Origin of the sequence: Aporhodopirellula rubra, from assembly GCF_014192335.1 — a bacterium.
In the GTDB taxonomy this organism is placed as follows: Bacteria; Planctomycetota; Planctomycetia; order Pirellulales; family Pirellulaceae; genus Rhodopirellula; species Rhodopirellula rubra.
In genome coordinates, this window is sequence record NZ_JACHXU010000009.1 from 204,745 (window position 1) to 221,829 (window position 17,085).

A 17,085-nucleotide genomic window follows, 5' to 3' on the forward strand; every position below is an offset into this window, starting at 1 on the left:
CGACCGGAGGCCGACGCACGGCGCCCATGTTTGCCTTATTGCGAGCCTCTGTCGAGGACCGAAACGAAAACAAAAAAAGCCCGGTCTTCCCCCCGAAAGACCGAGCTTGATTTGCAGGGCGGCGAATTGAATTCACACGCTCCGCATTCTCATCGAACACCTCGGGCCCCCCGACCCATTTCATCCGCGATTCGCTTGCTTCACCGGCTCCCTAGCGAATCGTGAACAATTGAGATGTTCGTCGAAATTCAGTGCATCAAATGATGCACAGCTTGTAGCTCAGGTAAGGCACCAGAGCAAAATTGTTTTCGAGGACCTCCGCAGGTGCGGTGCCACCGACGGTGACGTCAATCGAGTCACCGGAATCTGCAGGCGTCGCCCCCGTTCCGTCTTGCTCGAGTCCGTCGTTGTAGAACGAAGGAAGATCGAGCCGTTGGACTTGGTAGTCGCCCGCGATCAGAGCATCGAATTCATAGAATCCGTTTTCATCCGTCGTCGCTCGCCGGCCCTCGGTCCCGAGGTCTCCACCGGTCAGCAACAACTCGATCCCTTCGAGGCCGTTATCCGAACCGTTCTGGATTCCGTCATTGTTGAAGTCTCGGAAGATCGTTCCCGAGAGTTCATTGATTGCCTGATCGATTGCGGTCGTTGCGGTGGCGGTGTTCGTCTTGTCGTTCGTGATTTCCTGCGTCGTGGTCGACACGGTCACCGAGTTGACTTGATCGGCCGTCACACCGGTGTTAACCGAGGCGATAATCGTGAACTGGAACGAATCGCCTGATGCCATCGCCGCGTTGTTGAGCGGAGTCACGGTGATCACGCCGTTGGTTGCGGTGAGGGCACCGTTTGGACCAGTACCGCTGACAAAGGTCACTCCCGCTGGCAAGGTGTCGACGACGGTGACACCTTCGGCAGGTGACGGACCGTCGTTGAACACGGTGACGGTGTAAGTCAGTTCGCTGCCGACCTGAGCCGTCGCCGCATTAACCGTTTTCGTAACGTAAACGTCCGCTTCGGGAACCACGGTCACGCTCGACGAGGCCGAGTTGTTGTCCGTTTGCGTTTCGTCGGCATCCGCTACCAAACTCACGGTATTGCTCAACGCTCCCGACGCGTCATCGTCGACCGAAGCGGTGATCGTGATCGTCCGAGTCGACCCTGGTGCGAGATCGAAGGACGGGAACACGATGTTTCCGTTAGTCGTACTGGTCGGTGTCACCGCCGATCCAGCCGCAGTCGCGGAGACGAAAGTTAATCCGGTTGGCAAAACATCGGTGACAACGATGCCGGTCGCCAACGAAGGACTGAGCCCGTTGTCGGCTTCGGTTCCATCGTCATTGGTATCGTGCGAAACCACCAACGTGAACGTTACCGTATCGAGCGGTCCGACCGTGCCGGTGCCGTTGGTCGACTTGGTAATCGTAACATCGAACTCGGGCGTCGCCGTGATCGTGACGGAGTCGTCGTTGTTCGTGGTATCGAGTTCGGTCACACCAGGAACGGCAACGGACGCGGTGTTGATGATGTCACCAGTCGCCGAATTATCAACGTCGGCGGTGACAGTAAAGGTCCGTGTCTCCCCGACCGGGATCGATGCGTACTCAACCAAAATTTGACGTGTTGTGGTGTTGAAGAAGTTCGTGTTGCTGGCCCCTGCGGCCACCACACTCACTCCCGTCAAGTTGGCCGGCAGTGTGTCAGTAACATCGACGTTCACCGCGTCAGAAATACTGTCGTCGTCATGGCTGACGGTGAACGTGTAGACCACTTGGTCTTGGCCGGGAACGACTGTTGCAACGTTCGCGGTCTTTTCCAGAATCAAGTCCACACGTGGAGCCGGATCGATTTGAACGCTGCCGGTGTTGACCGCATGTCCGGTCGGCTCGGTGTCGGTCGTGGCAATCTCCACGTTGTTGTCGAGCGGGCTGAACTGATCACTTCCGATTGCGACTTCGAACGTAAACGTTCGGGATTCACCTGGTGCCAAATCCGGCACATTGAATGTGATCGTTTGTCCGGAGGTCGATGCGATCGTCGCACCACTGGTCAACGCGTCGAAACTACCGGCGACCAATGACAGGCCCGCGTCGAGCGTATCGGTCACTGTCACACCGCGAGCTTCCGATGTTCCCGAGTTCGTCGCAACGATTTGATAGGTAACAAATCCACCCGCGAACACATCAAACGGTGCCGTAGTATCGATAATGTCGTCGGCGTCATCCCCGTCGGTACGATCATCCGGTGTGCGAGTCGAAATCACCGTTTTGGCAACCGTCACGTCGACTTCACGCTCGACGGGCGTGTCATCTGTCGCGGTGACGTCGGCCGCGTTATCGGCCGTCGCGGTAATCGAGTTAGACAACGGTGAATCGGCATCCTGGAATGCGGCATCGACCAATACTCGGAACGTCACCACTTCCACTTCAGAGCCCGGCATGTCACCGAACGTGATGCGGACTTTGCCGTCATCGGCACCACCGCTGACGAGTTCCACCGTTCCGCTGCCCGTGGTGAACGTTCCCGAACCGGCGACGAAAGTAACGCCGGTCGGCAGGGTATCCAGGGCGACAACGTTGGTCGCAGCATCCGTGCTGACGTTGGTAACCGTGACGGTGTACGTCAATTCGTCACCAGCGATCACGGTGTCCGGTGAATCGATCCCGTCCGTCTTGGTGATCGTCAATTCCGCCAGAGGCACGTCGGCGACTTCGATCGCGGTATTGTTTGCGAGTGCACCATCGAGCGGGTCGCCCGAAGCGCGGTCGGCCAGGTTGGAATCCGCATCAACTTCGACTTGGTATCCGGTGACGCTGATTTCGTTGACCGGATCGGCCGTCAAACTGGAATCAATCGTCGTGTTGACGGTGTAGGTGACGCTTGCTCCCGCAGCAAGGTTGCCTACCGTAAAGGTATGAACAGGACGCCCACTTCCGTTGGTGGTGGTCGTCGTTGCGACCGTGCTCGATCCGCTGTCGACAACACTGACAAACGCAAGACCTTCGGGAATCGTGTCACTGACCGTGACATCCGTCGCGTCCGTTTCGCCGAGGTTGATAACCGTTACGGTAAAGACAGCCGTCCCGCCGAGCGTCAGGTTGCTCGTGCCACTGATTGTTTTGTCAATTCGCAGGTCCGTCGTCGGCAACACACCGAAGTCGACCGTTGTGTTTTCATTGCCGCCGGTCGGTTCGCCGCCAATCGTCAAGGTGATCGAACCGCTGATGAATCCAACACCATCGACCCAGACGCCGTCGTTATCGTTGCCTGCATCGTCGTCGGTATCACCGGCGGGCGTATCGATCGAGCTGCCAATGTGTCCTTCGAGAGGCTGCCCCGTCGCGAATTCGCTCGCGGGAATCATCACGTAGTAGGTTCCCGGACCAAGGTCGTCACCACTGGTCAGTGTCGTGAACGAGTAGGAACCGATATCCGCGCCACCGAGTGGGTTGACGGTTGTGGTCGCGATCGGTGTTTGCAAACCGTCGCTTGGATCGGTGTCATACAGTTCGATCTCGATCGGATCGATAGCCGCGGCTTGGAAGAGTCCCTCACCGGCATCCTGCAAACCGTTGTCCTGTTCGGCTTGATCGGTGCCGCCACCGTTGTCGATGAAGACATCACCGCCGAGCGTCAACGGCACCATCGCCGCCGAGTTAACGACATTCTCGTTGCTTCGACGTGAATCGAGAATCGACAGGAAGAAGTCCAGTCCTGGAGCACCGGCACCGCCGTTGCTATTGACACCGTCGACGAATGCTTCCACAGCACCAACGTTGGTGAAGTCCGCTCCGGTACCGGTCGCGGTGACAAAGTCATCAAACGCGATGAACAGTTCCAAAGGCGTACCCGCGGCGAAGTTATCGGGCAGGTCGATGGTGGCCGACGAAGAGTTTGACGCGTCGGTGTAAACGGTCACGATAAGGCCACTGGTAATGACCGTGTCGCTGCGAATGGCGATCTGCAACCCGCTCTCTGAGTCACCGTCGGTGAGATCGACGCTGCCTAGTCCGGTGTGATCGAGTACCAAACCGCCGCCGTCGGAATCCACGCCATCATATTGGACCAACAAGGTCCCCTCGACGTCACCGCCGTTTGAGAGGACGAGTTGATTGGATCCCGTCACGACTTCAAAACTGGCACTGCCACTGGTGGCGTTGTCGATGAAGATTTCGACGTCACGTTCGTCGCCCAAAATACCGCCGCTCGTGCTCATGGCACCTGGGCTGCTCGTCGTGGTCGAACCGACTAAGGTTTCCGTAATCGGCTGCGACGGTTGGGCGGTCAGAAAATTATCGATCGTTACGGCCGTGACACCGTTGTCATCGGTAACCTGAACACTAATGTCATCAGATAAAACAACGCCGCTAATCGGAGTGCCGCTGGAATCCTGGACACCACCGGCGCCGGCAATGAATTCAAGCACATACATCCCATCGGTCGTAACGAACGGATTCGCTAGTCCGGCGTCTTCTGTCGCATCGTCGTTAGCAACGGTGTCTTCACCATCGAGATTTGTAAAACGATACGCACCATCGGCTCCCGTGGTGAGTGTTCCCACGAGCGTGTCGGTGCCGTCGACTTCACCGGGCGTCGAGCCATCATCGAGATAAAGGTTAACGTCCACGTTTTGCAACAACGTTTCGCCGACATCGACCGTGTTGTCACCGTCGGCGTCAATGAAAGCTACACCGCTGATCGCCCCCAAATCGCTTGCCAGCAATTCGCGTTTCTGCAACGACTCGAGCTTGAGACGCCGGGCGTTCTTGCCACGTCGTGTCGCTGAACGTTCGTTGCGTCGAGTCTTTTGACCGGAAAAACGGTCGATCATGCGTTGCCAAATCATCGTTTCACTACCTTCGTGGGCTAGTGGTTTGTCTGTGGGGGGTGTTGCCGGCGATTCATTCGCTCGGGAACGCCAATCGCGATATCGTGTCGGCTGAGAAAGGACCGCTCCGGCGAACCTGTCCCGTTGGACGCTGCCATGGACGCCTAAGTTTCACGATGGCACTTAGGTTGTCCTTGGTGAACCAAATCGACGTTGTCGATGCAGAATCTGCACATTCGGTTCAATCGGCTGTTTCGTTTCGTCCGCGACAGCCGTTAGGCTTTACCTCGGACGATTCATCCTGATCGTTACGCCTTACCAGCGATAATCGAGTCCAAAGCTGAGCCCTTGGGCCCAGTAGTCGGTGTTGTCAAACGCGAAGCGTGGGAAGACACCGGTCGGCGTAGCGGCGTTCGAGTTAGGAACTTGAGCCTGGTCGATAATCCGTTCGATTTGATCGCCGGGACGAACCACGTTGGACATGTACAGGAACGTGTATCCGAACGTGGCACGCAGTTGATCAGTGAGCTGATAACCGAGCTTCATGTTCAGTTCCGGCAACACCGAGAACTCATCTCGCTCGTAGGTGCCGATGTTTGAATTCAATGCCAGCAGTCCACCTTGCACGGCCGGTGCGGTGCCATTGACGATCGTCGAACCGTCAATGGCGACTCGTTGGCGAGTGTTACCGACGGCCAATCGAAGACCGATGTCGAAGTTCCAGTAGTCGATCGAGCGAGTATGGAACCATCCGAAATCAATACCATTGAACTGGTTACGAGTGCGGAACGATTCATTCAAGGCAAACGTCAAAGGTGCGTTGGTTCCTTGATCAACCAGTACGTTGCTGTCGATACCGATGCCTTCGTCGAGTTCCACCGAACGGAAACCGACTCGGTGTTCGGATCGTGAGCACCAACGGGTCGGGCAGGAACACGGCCCAACGTGAGTGCAACCTTGGCTGGCGATTCGGAAGTGACGCAGGTAGATGTCCCACCCGCTCAATTCACTGTCGACGTCGATGTTCAATGTGCCCGTGTGTCCTCGTGTCGTGTCGTGGACCAATGCAACCGCTTCGGTCAATTCGTCGAGATCGGAGTCCGGGTCGTCGAGAACCGTGATGATCGGACGAACGAGAGTGCCGTTCTGAGCACCACCGGAGAAACTGTCGGTCTCACGGTCCAGTCCAAAAGCACCGGCTCCGATGCCCCATGTGTGGCAGTTGTCGAACCAGAATCCGAAGTCGAACCGCATGCCGTCGAAGTTGTCCGTCAGGACTTCGTCGTTTCCATAAAGCACGGTGCCGTTTTCCAGCGGTGTGCGATCGGACAAACGCCCCGTCGATGCCAACGGCGGAAGATTCATTCCGTCCTGCCACCACATCAAGTATTCAGCAGAGAACCATCCGTCCTGAGGCCAGCACAATGTGATGCAGGGTCGGAGGCTGTCGCAGTCGCGATATTCACCGCACATCGGGTCGCCGTTGCAGCACTGCCCGGTCGAGCAACCGATGCCGTCGCAACCACCCATGGACATGCCACAGACGCCGTCACAACCGATGTCGCCACAACCACATGATCCCATCGGGATCGAGTCGCAGCCGTAATCGTGTACGGGCTCGAGATAGACTTGGCCGTCCATCGGCACGCTCTCTTGCGTGACAATCGGTTCCAGCACCGAGGTGCTCGACACCGGGCGGACCCGTGATTTGGATTGTTGAGATGGTTTGACTTTCCGAGGTGTCGCGGTAGCCGCTTCATAGTCGACCAACTGCACCTCCGCCGCGGTCGGTCGAGCTTTCGACGTCCGCTGGGAAAGGTCTCGGACCGGCTGCCAAGATGCACGAGCGGATTGTTCAACCCCGCCTGCGTTCGATTGGGCTCGGACGGGTTGGCTCAAGCAAACGACCGCAATTAACGCGATCGTCACGAGAGGAATTCGACATGGTGTGTTAAGACGTTGCGACACTTTCGTCACCCATCAAGATGGAAATTGGGGGGCAAAGGGTGATTCTCGATGAAGCCGTCGCGTCTCTAGGAAAAAGACTGCCGTCGGCCGAGAATCACCGGCTCACCAGTGATATCGTCGAATCTCATCCGGATTATTAAGGCAAAACCGGCAAAACCCGGAGAATCCTCAAATCCAGGCCAATCGAAACAGTCCACCGAACAAGAAAAGCCTGCGAATTACGCAAATTCCACCCAAAACAGAAACACACCGGAAAGCAAAAACCTCACCTAACCCGCAAAGTCCAGCACCGGTTCGCGTGTTCACCACAAATCACCCCGCCGACGGAGGACATCCTCCCGTGGGTAGTCAGGGCGATGAGAAACGGAACAATAGGGAACCCACGCACACAGACCGTTTCGCGAATCCACTCAACCGTCGCGCCGAGACGCCCAATTGATGACGCCGAATCAGGTTCCCTCAACAAAACGGGTTCAGCCCCACAGACACACAGGCCCGAGCCGACCCGAGCGACAACCGCGGCGACAGCCAGAGCGTGAACCGGCCTATTGGCCTAGACGACGGCCCGTTGGCCCAGACGATTGCGAAGGAACGAAGACACAACGCGGCCGCGGCCACTGGGAACCGGCAAACATCGCATCGAAAATTCCGTCTTGGAACAACGGTCCTTCCGAAACCAACTTGCAACTCGACCACCTCTCGATCATCTCGCCCATCCCCACTGATTCTCAATTCACATGCTTACCTCGACTAACGCCTCCGACACCCATCCTCTCAGCCACGCCGCGTTTGAACGGGCGACAAAATTGATGCCCGGCGGCGTGAACTCACCCGCCCGCGCGTTCGGAGCCGTCGGCGGCTCGCCACTTTTCATTTCACACGCCGAAGGCCCTTACCTCTTCGACCTCGATGGAAATCGCTACATCGACTACATCGGATCATGGGGACCGATGATCCTCGGCCATGCCCAACCGGAAGTCATCGAGGCGATCACGCAGGCGGCGACGCGGGGAACCAGTTACGGAGCCCCCACCGAAGCGGAATCACGACTCGCCGAGCAAATCATCGACGCGGTGCCGAGTATCGAGAAGGTTCGGCTGGTCAACAGCGGCACCGAAGCCACCATGAGTGCGTTGCGTGTCGCCCGCGGAGCAACGGGACGAAACAAAGTCATTAAGTTTGCGGGCAACTACCACGGTCATGTCGACGCGCTTTTGGTCGCGGCGGGTAGCGCCGCGGCAACACTCGGGGCACCCGACTCCCCGGGCGTGACTCCCGGTGCCGCCGCCGACACGATCGTGTTGTCGTACAACGACGTTTCCGGTCTCGAGAACGTTTTCGCCCAACATGGCAGCGAAATTGCCGCCGTGATCCTCGAGCCGGTTGTCGGCAACATGGGCTGTGTGACCCCGACGATGGAGTTTTTGCAATCCATGCGAGACTTGACCACACGGCATGGTTCGATCCTGATTTTTGACGAAGTCATGACCGGTTTTCGCGTCGCAATGGGTGGAGCACAAGAACGTTTTGGGATCACCCCGGACATGACCACGCTCGGCAAAATTGTCGGCGGCGGCATGCCACTGGGAGCCTACGGCGGACAGCGCGACATCATGGACCAAGTGCTCCCGACGGGTAAAGTTTTCCAAGCCGGAACGCTGAGCGGGAACCCGGTGGCCGTCGCTGCCGGTTCGGCAACGCTCGACATACTGAAGAAGGCCCCACCATACGAAGCCCTCGAACGTATGGGCGAACGCCTCGCCACCGGACTCGCGTCGGCCGCCTCCGACGCTGGCATCCCACACACAGTCGCTCGTGTGGGCAGCATGATGACGCTGTTCTTCAACCCAGATCCGGTCACGTGCTGGGATGAGGCTGACCGATGCGATCGCGAAGCATTCGGGCGTTACTTCTGGGGACTCATCGGCCAGGGCGTTTACATGCCATGCAGCCAATTCGAAGCGTTGTTCTTCAGCCGACTGCATGACGAAGCGATCATTGATGAAACGATTGATGCCGCCCGCAAGACTCTCGCTGCACTTTGATTCGGCTTAATAATTGCACGCTCTGAATCAGCCGATACCCACCTGCCGCCTTCATGCTGAGATACTCGCCGGACCGAAGTCGATCCAGCAAAACAATCTCATCAATAACGAGAGGATCTAGCGACGTGTCACGTCCTGAACTGAGCGATATCGATTTCATTACCCTGCTCGATCAAGATCCAGACATCGGGCTGGCAATCGTATCGAGCGACGGCGAAATCGTGGACTACAACGCAAACACACCAACCCTGTTTGGTGTCGATCCGGCGGTCAATTTTCGAAACAAACTCCTTGGAGATATCTTCGAATTTGAATTTGTCGAGGAACGCATGCAGTGGATCGGTGAAGTGCTGCAAACGCGGCAACCTCTCCGGGTTGATCATTTGTATCACGGTCGCCGAATGGCCTCGACGATCATGCCGCTCACCTTTGACTCTGACGCGCGTTACGTCGCCGTCATGACACGACGCGACGCGCAGATGACCGACGAACCGAAAGACAACCATGTCATGAGTCATTTCCTCGACCTCGGCCCATTGTCAACGCTCACCAAACGAGAATTGGAAATCCTCGTTCTGCTAGGTCACGGATACAGCGTCCCCGAAACGGCCCGGCGACTCTACCGCAGCCCCCGAACCGTGGAACAACACAAAGCGTCGATCGGACGAAAGCTGGGCGTTTCCGCGATCGCTGACATCGCCAGGATCGTGGCCGTCCACGGGTTGAAACTCGAAGACCTCGAACTCGATCGCCTCCTCGCCCTGCGACCTGAATATCGCCACGAAACGGAAAAAGTCGGCCCAACGCGGTAGTCATGGGCTCTTCGCAACAACACAAACCCATAGAATTCATCCCGGCACCATCGTCTCGGAGTGTATCTTGGAGGGACCGATGGCACGTTTTGTCGCGGCGTCACGGAACACTCCTCCTCCGTGATGCTCCCCCCCGATCAACGCAAAACCGAGAACGATCCGATGGCAATCACTCTTTCACGACGAACCGTTCTCCGCGGATTGGGGACATCCGTTGCTCTGCCGATGCTCGATGCGATGCACCCCACTCGACTTCTCGCGGCCTCGCATCGCGAAACATCGTCTCCGATCCGAATGGGATTCTTCTATGTCCCCAATGGCATGCACATGCCTGACTGGACGCCGAAGGAAGACGGTGCGTCGTACGCCATGACCGAAACACTGGCCCGAATTGCCGACCACCGAAACGACATCAATGTGCTCTCCGGGTTAACGCTCGACGGAGCCCGAGCACACGGTGACGGCGGAGGTGACCATGCCCGCAGCGTGGCGGCGTTTTTGACGGGCGCTCATCCGCGAAAAACCAACGGCGCCGACATCGAAAACGGCGTCTCGGTAGACCAGGCAACGGCAATGCAGGTCGGCGATGCGACTCGATTCTCATCACTCGAACTAGGACTCGAAACGAGTAGCCAGGCCGGCAATTGCGATTCCGGCTACAGTTGTGCATACGCGTCGAACATGTCATGGCGTGGACCGACCAATCCGATGGCCAAAGAGCACGATCCGCGGGCGGTATTCGATCGACTCTTCGGAGGTCAAACTGAAAAGGAAACACGACGGGCACGCAGCGAACGCGAAAAACATCGCAAGTCCATTCTCGACTTTGTCGAAGCCGACGCGAAACGATTGCACGCACACCTTCCCATCGTTGACCGCCGGAAACTCGATGAATACCTGTATTCTGTCCGCGACATTGAGAAACGGATTGCCGGAGCTGAAAAACTCGGCATGACCGAAGAAGGCGTCCCCGATTTTCCCCGACCGCTCGGCGTGCCTCGCGAACTATCCAAACACAGTGAATTGATGATGGATATGATCGCACTTGCCTATCAAACCGATAGCACTCGGATCCTCTCGTTCATGTTTACTAACGCGGGCAGCAATCGGTCGTATAAAGAAATCGAAGTCAACGACGGACACCATGAACTTTCGCATCACGGCAAAAGCGCCGACAAGCAGCACGGCATTGCAAAGATCAACCGGTTCCATCTCGACCGATTTGAGTACCTGCTGAGAAAGCTGAAACAAATCCCCGAAGGTGAAGGCACGCTGCTCGACCATTGCATGATTGTCTACGGCAGCGGGATCAGTGACGGCGATCGCCACAACCATGACGACTTGCCGATATTGTTGGCCGGTGGTGGAGGCGGACGCATCCGATCCGGACGACACATTCGCTACAAGAATGGCACGCCGCTCTGCAACCTTTATCTGTGGATGATGCAGCAAATGGGAGCATCGGCAGATAAGTTCGGCGACAGTACCGCACCTCTCGACCGGCTAGGATGAACGCACTCCTGCTGCAACGACGGCGGCTCATTCCGATCGCAATCCTGTTATCCGCACTGGCCTGGTTAGCCACGGGCAGTTCGCTCACGACGGCCAGACAACTGCTTGAATCCTCCCAGGGTGCCGGCCCCATCGGGTTTGTGATTTTGGGGACGGGACTGATGTGTTTCTTTGTTCCTAAGACCTTCATCTCATTGGCCGCCGGTGGTCTGTTTGGGATGTTCGACGGTGCCTGGATTTTGACCACAACGGCACTCGTGTCGGCGATGGTGAATTACCACATCGGACAATGGACTCTGCCGAGTCGCCGAGCCAAACGACAACAACGATCTGATCCGATTTCTTGGCAGGCACCATTCTTCGAAATCGATGCGTCTGCCGAAATCGGTCAAAAGGCGTCGTCAAACAAAGGTTTGCAAACTCAACGTTTGCTGATGCAGATTCGCAAAATGGCCCGCGAAGGAGGATTCGGATTCCATTTGGCGGTCCGCTTAACCCCAATTCCCACGACCATTATCAGCTACACCATGGGCGCCGCGTCGGCCCGGCAAACGCCGTACGCCTGTGCCGCGATCATGGCATCGATCCCACAATGGCTGTGGGTTTGTTGCGGTGCCGCTGCGACCAGTGAAGACGGGTTCGGGATCGCAAAGATGGTCGGCGTCGGATGCTCCGTCGCCGCCGCGATCGTGCTCTCGGTCTGGGTTCCGCGACGTATCGTGAACGCGTTCGCCGAAGAGTCCCGTAACAGCGAAATGGTTTCAGTCGGGTCCGCCTACGAACAGTAGCCTGGTATGGCAGTCGTGAACGATAACCGCGCGTGAAAGGCTTTTCTCAACGGAGCCAATCCGTATGAAGATTATCGATCGAGAACCATGTCGATCAGACTGTCCATTCCCATCCGCGTGTCTTTCGCAATGACCAACCGGTCACCGGGACGTAGCGAATAATCGGACTCAGGACGAATTTGATCAGGAGCCCGGTCGACGAAGAGCACATCCATCCGGACGCCTTCGAAACTACTCGGCGATGGGCGATACAACGCCGCTTGAACTTTGCCGAGTTTCCTCATCACGCCGGTTTGTTCCAACAATGTGCTGACGAAAACACTTTGCCCGGCACCGCTTTCGCCATTAGGCAACGGCAAGACTCGAATCGGCACATCATCGTCGAGAATCTGTAGAACGATCGAGTTGTTGGCCTTCGCGTTGCGAACGCTTTGGTAGACCTCTTGGGTAAACGTGCTCGATGGCAGTGAAGCATTGACGCCGACGGGTACATAGTTTTCTTGCTGTACGGATGCGGAAGGTGCCGCACCGGTACCCAACGCGGTCAACGCTGGCATCTTGATCGCCGCCCCGGGGAACATCGAACATCCCGTCAAACCCATCGGCAATATCGCGAGTCCCACGCACAACAACTGCGGCAGCATCGTCGTAACAACATTTCTATGGCTGCGATGTTTCACGGAAGCACTCGGGTTGGCCGCGCTGGACGATTTGGCAGGTTGCATGAATCGGACCTTGCTTGCGACTGGGGATGTCAGTGGAGGGCGGAATTGCCGGTTGCTCAGACATGGAGGCTTAGGCAAACTTTAACGACACCTGTTGCATCGACCTGCCACAAACGATTTCTTGACGAAATTTCGAAATTTTGCTCATCTGCCATGTGGGGGCCCACGGATTCGGGTTGCTCATCTCATCCTAGGATTGATAGAAGTTCGTTCATGTCATACTCCCCACCATCGTCTTCCTCACGACGCCGAAATCGCAAACGCGGTGTGATTGGCGTGATGTTTCGTCAAGACCGATTACTGATCATTCGTCGATCACTGACCGTCAACGCCCCCGGCAAACTGTGTCTGCCCGGTGGTGGAATCGAAGCGGGTGAATCCGAGGAAGAGGCCCTGATTCGTGAGATGCAGGAAGAAATCCTCGTCGATGTCGAACCCGTTCGCTTGTGCCACCGCAGCGTCACGCCATGGGGAACGCAACTCGCATGGTGGATCGCGAACATCAACGACGAGGCTGAACCGGTGGCGAATCCGGAAGAAGTCGCTGAAATCCATTGGATGACGCCCGACGACATCGCTCAGGCGTCCAATGTCCTCCCGAGCCTACCTGAGTTCCTCTCACATTGGCGGGCCGGCCAGATCGATCTGCCGTGGAATGTCTCTGGTAATTAGGCGAGAACGTCCCCTTCCGCTTTCCACCTTGCCTGAAAAACGTGTTCTGCTACGCTTACGTGCCTTGCATGTTGGGGAGGCCGTAACTCCTCGCAATCTAAAATACAGAAAAATCGACGAGGAGAATGAACTAGGTGGGTACTAAGAGAACTGGAAAAGGCCGTCGCAAAGTGGGAAGAAAGAAACGACGAATGCGGGCAAAGATTCGTCATCGCAAGAAATAAATCTGCGACGGGCCACTGAGATGCGTCGATTCGATTAAATTCGGGTCTCTTGTTCATCCTTCACGAATCGACGCTTTCGAGTTGTATCGCGATGCCCGGTCCCTCAGTCCACGATCTTCTGGGCTTGCCAGCCGACGTCACCCAGCCCAACGCCTACCAGGTTTTTGGGCTCGAATTGGGTGAAGCGGATCATGAGTTGATCCGGTCGGCGATCGAAAAACGGGTTCGCTCTCTCAAGCAGGCAAAACCGTCGGCCTCCCCTGAGGTCTGGACGAAAGCCGCTCGGGCGGTTCAAGCCGCACAGAAAGTATTAAGCGATCCGGCGCAGAAAACCGCTCTCGACGCGCAGTACGGAATCATCAACGATCCCGAACCTGACTCATCGAGCGTTGTCGACCCGCTCGCGGCACTCCTGCCGACGGCCAAGAAATCTCCACCGGGACCAGCGTCAGCCCCTCCACCTTCGGCGGCTTCCCAATCGCCGGCGTTGCCTGATGCGCCCTCGGTCGGAGAACAAATCTTCTCAGCCCCCACTCCCGTTCAGGACCAATCCGGTCCACCCACGGTGGCGAACTCGGCACCGCCCCTCACCCCCATTCGGTCGTCGGGGCCTCAAATCGCGACCCGACGCCCCGTGAGACGCCGACGATCCACCGGCGGACTGATTTTCGGAACGATCGTGCTGGTCCTTCTCACTGCCATCGTTGGCGGCTTTGCGTACGTTTTCCTCCGTGGCGGCGGCATTGTCGTTGTCAAGAACAACGACGGGTTTGCAATCAAACCGGGAACCGACAGCGCAAACTCCAGACCATCACAAAGCGCCCCGCCACGCTCAGTAGCCAGCGACGGGATCATGCCGACACCACCTCGCGTCCGGCCCGATTCCCCAAACGTGGGTTCATGGATGCCATCCGATTTCGAGATGCCGACGCCGCCTACCGGTACCTCGCCCGGTTCGATGCCAAACATGTCGTCGCCCGATCAGCCTCCGTCGATGGATACGATGACGAATCCATCGATGGGTACTCCGCCGATGACAGCCGAGCCCCCGATGGTCACGACGCCCGCTCCGACGCCGACCCCGGTCCCTCCGGCCAACAGCACGCCCGATTCACCTCAACCGCCCACTGCCGAACAAATCGCCGCGGGAGAGGCTGCCGTCACCGCATCGCGTGATGCGATCAAGAACGGCGCGTGGGACACCATGAAATCACTCGCCGAAACCGCCGAAGCGAAAGCGGTCACGGACGCTCAAAAACAAAGCGCCGAGACCCTTTTCCAATTCGCTGATCTCGCTACGTTCTATCGAGGTGCGATTCAACGAGCGATGGCAGACTTGGTCGCCGGTAACGAAGTCAATCTGACCGAATCGATGACATTTTTGGTGAAGCAATCTAGCGCCGAGCAAATCACGCTGTATCGCAACAAACGCGATTATCCCTACACGTTTGAAGAACTCCCGCTCAGCGTCGCACACGCGCTCGCCCCTTTCCAGCTCAACGTGTCGTCACCCGAGGGCCAAGCCGCCAAAGCGGTTTTTCAGGCGATCTCGACCAAAGCAACTCCCGGCCACCGCGTCGAATCGATCGAGATCCTGCGCAACCTCGATCAAGTCGAAGGCGCCGACCCCAAACGCCTCGCCGACCTGATCGAGTCCTTTCGCGACTAGTCAAAAAATCAGCACCCTCGTAATGAGCAGGGTGTCCCCGCCCCAAATCCGTTTGCGATCACAACCAATTCGAGGGTTTCGATTCGTGACGCCCCCCGCAAAACGCGAGCAATCGCGTCCCCACCTCAAAGGCAACACTGAATGTCCACCGTTGATTTGATGCAAACTCCGTCGTCCGACCCTGCTGTGATTTTGCGATACCGAGATCGTCAATATGCGGCTGATCTGATCGGTGCCGCGATTCTCGAATTCGACTTTTTCAGTTTCATCGACCAACACGCGGGAATCTCGTTTGACAATCTCTGTTCCCATTTCGAATGGCAGACACGTCCGGCTGATGTGCTGCTGACATTGTGCCGGGCGAGTGGGTTTATCGCGAACGAATCCGACGGCGGGATCGTGCTGACGTCCGTCGGTCGCGAATTCCTTACCTCCGATAGCCAGTGGTTCTTGGGACCCTACTACCAACCGATCGCCGACTCTCCGGTGCGAAAGGATTTCGTCTCGATCTTGAGGACAGGCAAACCTGCAAACTGGCAAGCCAAATCCGACGGTGCTGATTGGCACGAGTCGATGAAGGACGAGACGTTCGCACGCAGTTTTACGGACCTAATGAATTGCCGTGGTATCGCGTTCGGTCAAAAACTCGCAGCAGCGGTTTCGGATCAAATCGCCGGACATCAACACATGCTCGATGTCGGCGGTGGTTCAGGCATCTACAGTTCAACGATGGTCACGCGGCATCCGCACCTTCGCGCGACCGTGCTGGAACAATCCCCGGTCGACGAAATCGCGAGAAAAGAAATCGATCGCCTGGGGCTCAGCGATCAGGTTCACGTGCATTCGGCGGACATGTTTCGCGATCCGTGGCCGACGGACGTCGATGTGGTGCTGCTCTCCAACTTGCTGCACGACTGGGACGTCGCGGAGGCTCAACAGATTGTGAACAAAGCGCGCGAGGCGCTCCCCGTGGGTGGCCTGATCATCATTCACGGGGCGATCATCAACGCCGAAAAGACGGGTCCATTGCCTGTCGCCGAATATTCCTCGTTATTGATGAATATCACCCAGGGCAAGTGTTACAGCGTTTCCGAATATGGCGATTTTCTTCGTCCTCACGGTTTTGAGCTGCATCCCTACCGAGATACAACCGGAGACCGTGGTTTCCTCACTGCGACAAAATGTTAGGTCGATAAGGAATTTCAAAGCTCTATTTTCAGAGTACGATGAACCGAACTGTTTCCACAAAGAAGTGAGCGGAAGGTTGCCATGCGTTTGCACAAAACAATTTTCATGGCGACCGTTCTGCTGTTCACGCACTTGGTATGCGACCCCGTATTGACCGCAGCGGACAATCATTCGCACACGTTTTCGATCACGGTCCATCATCCCGAAGATACGGTAAAAGTAGTTACGGAAGAAAAACGCACCTGTTTTTCAATCCGTAGCCCGCGAGGAATCGGGCAGGCGGTGATCCAAAGGGAAGCGGATTCGTGGCCCGAGAAGATTGCCATCCACCTACACCTCAAAGGACTCGAAGGATTTCGAATCAGCGACGGTGCGACCACGCTTCACGCGTCCGTATCGAGCAGTGGCGTTCCGTTGATCCGGACGTGGAAAGGGAACGAGGAAGACAAACCACTAGACTCAAAAAGTCCGTATTGGTTGAACATCAAATTGGTTGATCAAGACGGAAACCTTGCCACGGAGATTCCGCTGAAGAAGGGCGTTATCGAAATACAAGTGCCCGCCGCACTGATCTCGAACGCTCCGGAAAAACTCAAGGTTCACTGGATTGATTTTTATCGAGGTTGAAATCATTGGAACGTCACATCAACGACCAAC

At 56.8% G+C, this 17,085-nt stretch carries 11 protein-coding genes; 8 read left to right on the plus strand and 3 right to left on the minus strand.

Annotated elements, in window-relative coordinates; all coding sequences use genetic code 11:
* Positions 1-256 precede the first annotated feature (256 nt).
* The gene (locus FHS27_RS14160) at positions 257-4,843 is read right to left on the minus strand and encodes a beta strand repeat-containing protein (RefSeq protein ID WP_184305560.1); all 4,587 of its coding nucleotides are present in this window, start codon (positions 4,841-4,843) and stop codon (positions 257-259) included.
* A 297-nt stretch (positions 4,844-5,140) separates the two neighbouring features.
* The gene (locus tag FHS27_RS14165) at positions 5,141-6,754 is read right to left on the minus strand and encodes a BBP7 family outer membrane beta-barrel protein (protein WP_184305561.1); all 1,614 of its coding nucleotides are present in this window, start codon (positions 6,752-6,754) and stop codon (positions 5,141-5,143) included.
* 776 nt (positions 6,755-7,530) lie between these two features.
* On the opposite strand from FHS27_RS14165, the gene hemL reads away from it, so the two are divergent.
* The 4 genes from hemL to FHS27_RS14185 all read left to right on the plus strand — a co-directional run bounded on the left by hemL (position 7,531) and on the right by FHS27_RS14185 (position 11,950).
* The gene (gene hemL / locus FHS27_RS14170) at positions 7,531-8,838 is read left to right on the plus strand and encodes a glutamate-1-semialdehyde 2,1-aminomutase (RefSeq protein WP_184305562.1); all 1,308 of its coding nucleotides are present in this window, start codon (positions 7,531-7,533) and stop codon (positions 8,836-8,838) included.
* Between the two features lie 125 nt (positions 8,839-8,963).
* Positions 8,964-9,650 (plus strand): helix-turn-helix transcriptional regulator, encoded by a 687-nt coding sequence (locus FHS27_RS14175; protein WP_184305563.1) that lies wholly within the window; start codon positions 8,964-8,966, stop codon positions 9,648-9,650.
* A gap of 162 nt (positions 9,651-9,812) precedes the next feature.
* Positions 9,813-11,162: a DUF1552 domain-containing protein gene (locus tag FHS27_RS14180; RefSeq protein WP_184305564.1), complete on the plus strand. Its 1,350-nt coding sequence runs from the start codon at positions 9,813-9,815 to the stop codon at positions 11,160-11,162.
* The gene (locus tag FHS27_RS14185; protein WP_184305565.1) at positions 11,159-11,950 is read left to right on the plus strand and encodes a VTT domain-containing protein; all 792 of its coding nucleotides are present in this window, start codon (positions 11,159-11,161) and stop codon (positions 11,948-11,950) included. The genes FHS27_RS14180 and FHS27_RS14185 overlap by 4 nt, the downstream gene beginning before the upstream one ends.
* A 71-nt stretch (positions 11,951-12,021) precedes the next feature.
* Here the strand turns inward: FHS27_RS14185 and FHS27_RS14190 are convergent, their stop codons facing one another.
* Positions 12,022-12,675 (minus strand): hypothetical protein, encoded by a 654-nt coding sequence (locus tag FHS27_RS14190; RefSeq protein WP_246419761.1) that lies wholly within the window; start codon positions 12,673-12,675, stop codon positions 12,022-12,024.
* Between the two features lie 213 nt (positions 12,676-12,888).
* Here FHS27_RS14190 and FHS27_RS14195 point away from each other — a divergent pair, with 213 nt between their 5' ends.
* From FHS27_RS14195 to FHS27_RS14210, 4 genes are all read left to right on the plus strand, one after another.
* The gene (locus FHS27_RS14195) at positions 12,889-13,347 is read left to right on the plus strand and encodes an NUDIX hydrolase (RefSeq protein WP_184305566.1); all 459 of its coding nucleotides are present in this window, start codon (positions 12,889-12,891) and stop codon (positions 13,345-13,347) included.
* A gap of 315 nt (positions 13,348-13,662) precedes the next feature.
* On the plus strand, positions 13,663-15,240 hold the full coding sequence (locus FHS27_RS14200; RefSeq protein WP_246419762.1) for a hypothetical protein: 1,578 nt from the start codon (positions 13,663-13,665) through the stop codon (positions 15,238-15,240).
* A 141-nt stretch (positions 15,241-15,381) separates the two neighbouring features.
* On the plus strand, positions 15,382-16,428 hold the full coding sequence (locus FHS27_RS14205; RefSeq protein ID WP_184305568.1) for a methyltransferase: 1,047 nt from the start codon (positions 15,382-15,384) through the stop codon (positions 16,426-16,428).
* A gap of 81 nt (positions 16,429-16,509) precedes the next feature.
* Positions 16,510-17,055: a hypothetical protein gene (locus tag FHS27_RS14210; RefSeq protein ID WP_184305569.1), complete on the plus strand. Its 546-nt coding sequence runs from the start codon at positions 16,510-16,512 to the stop codon at positions 17,053-17,055.
* Positions 17,056-17,085 lie beyond the last annotated feature (30 nt).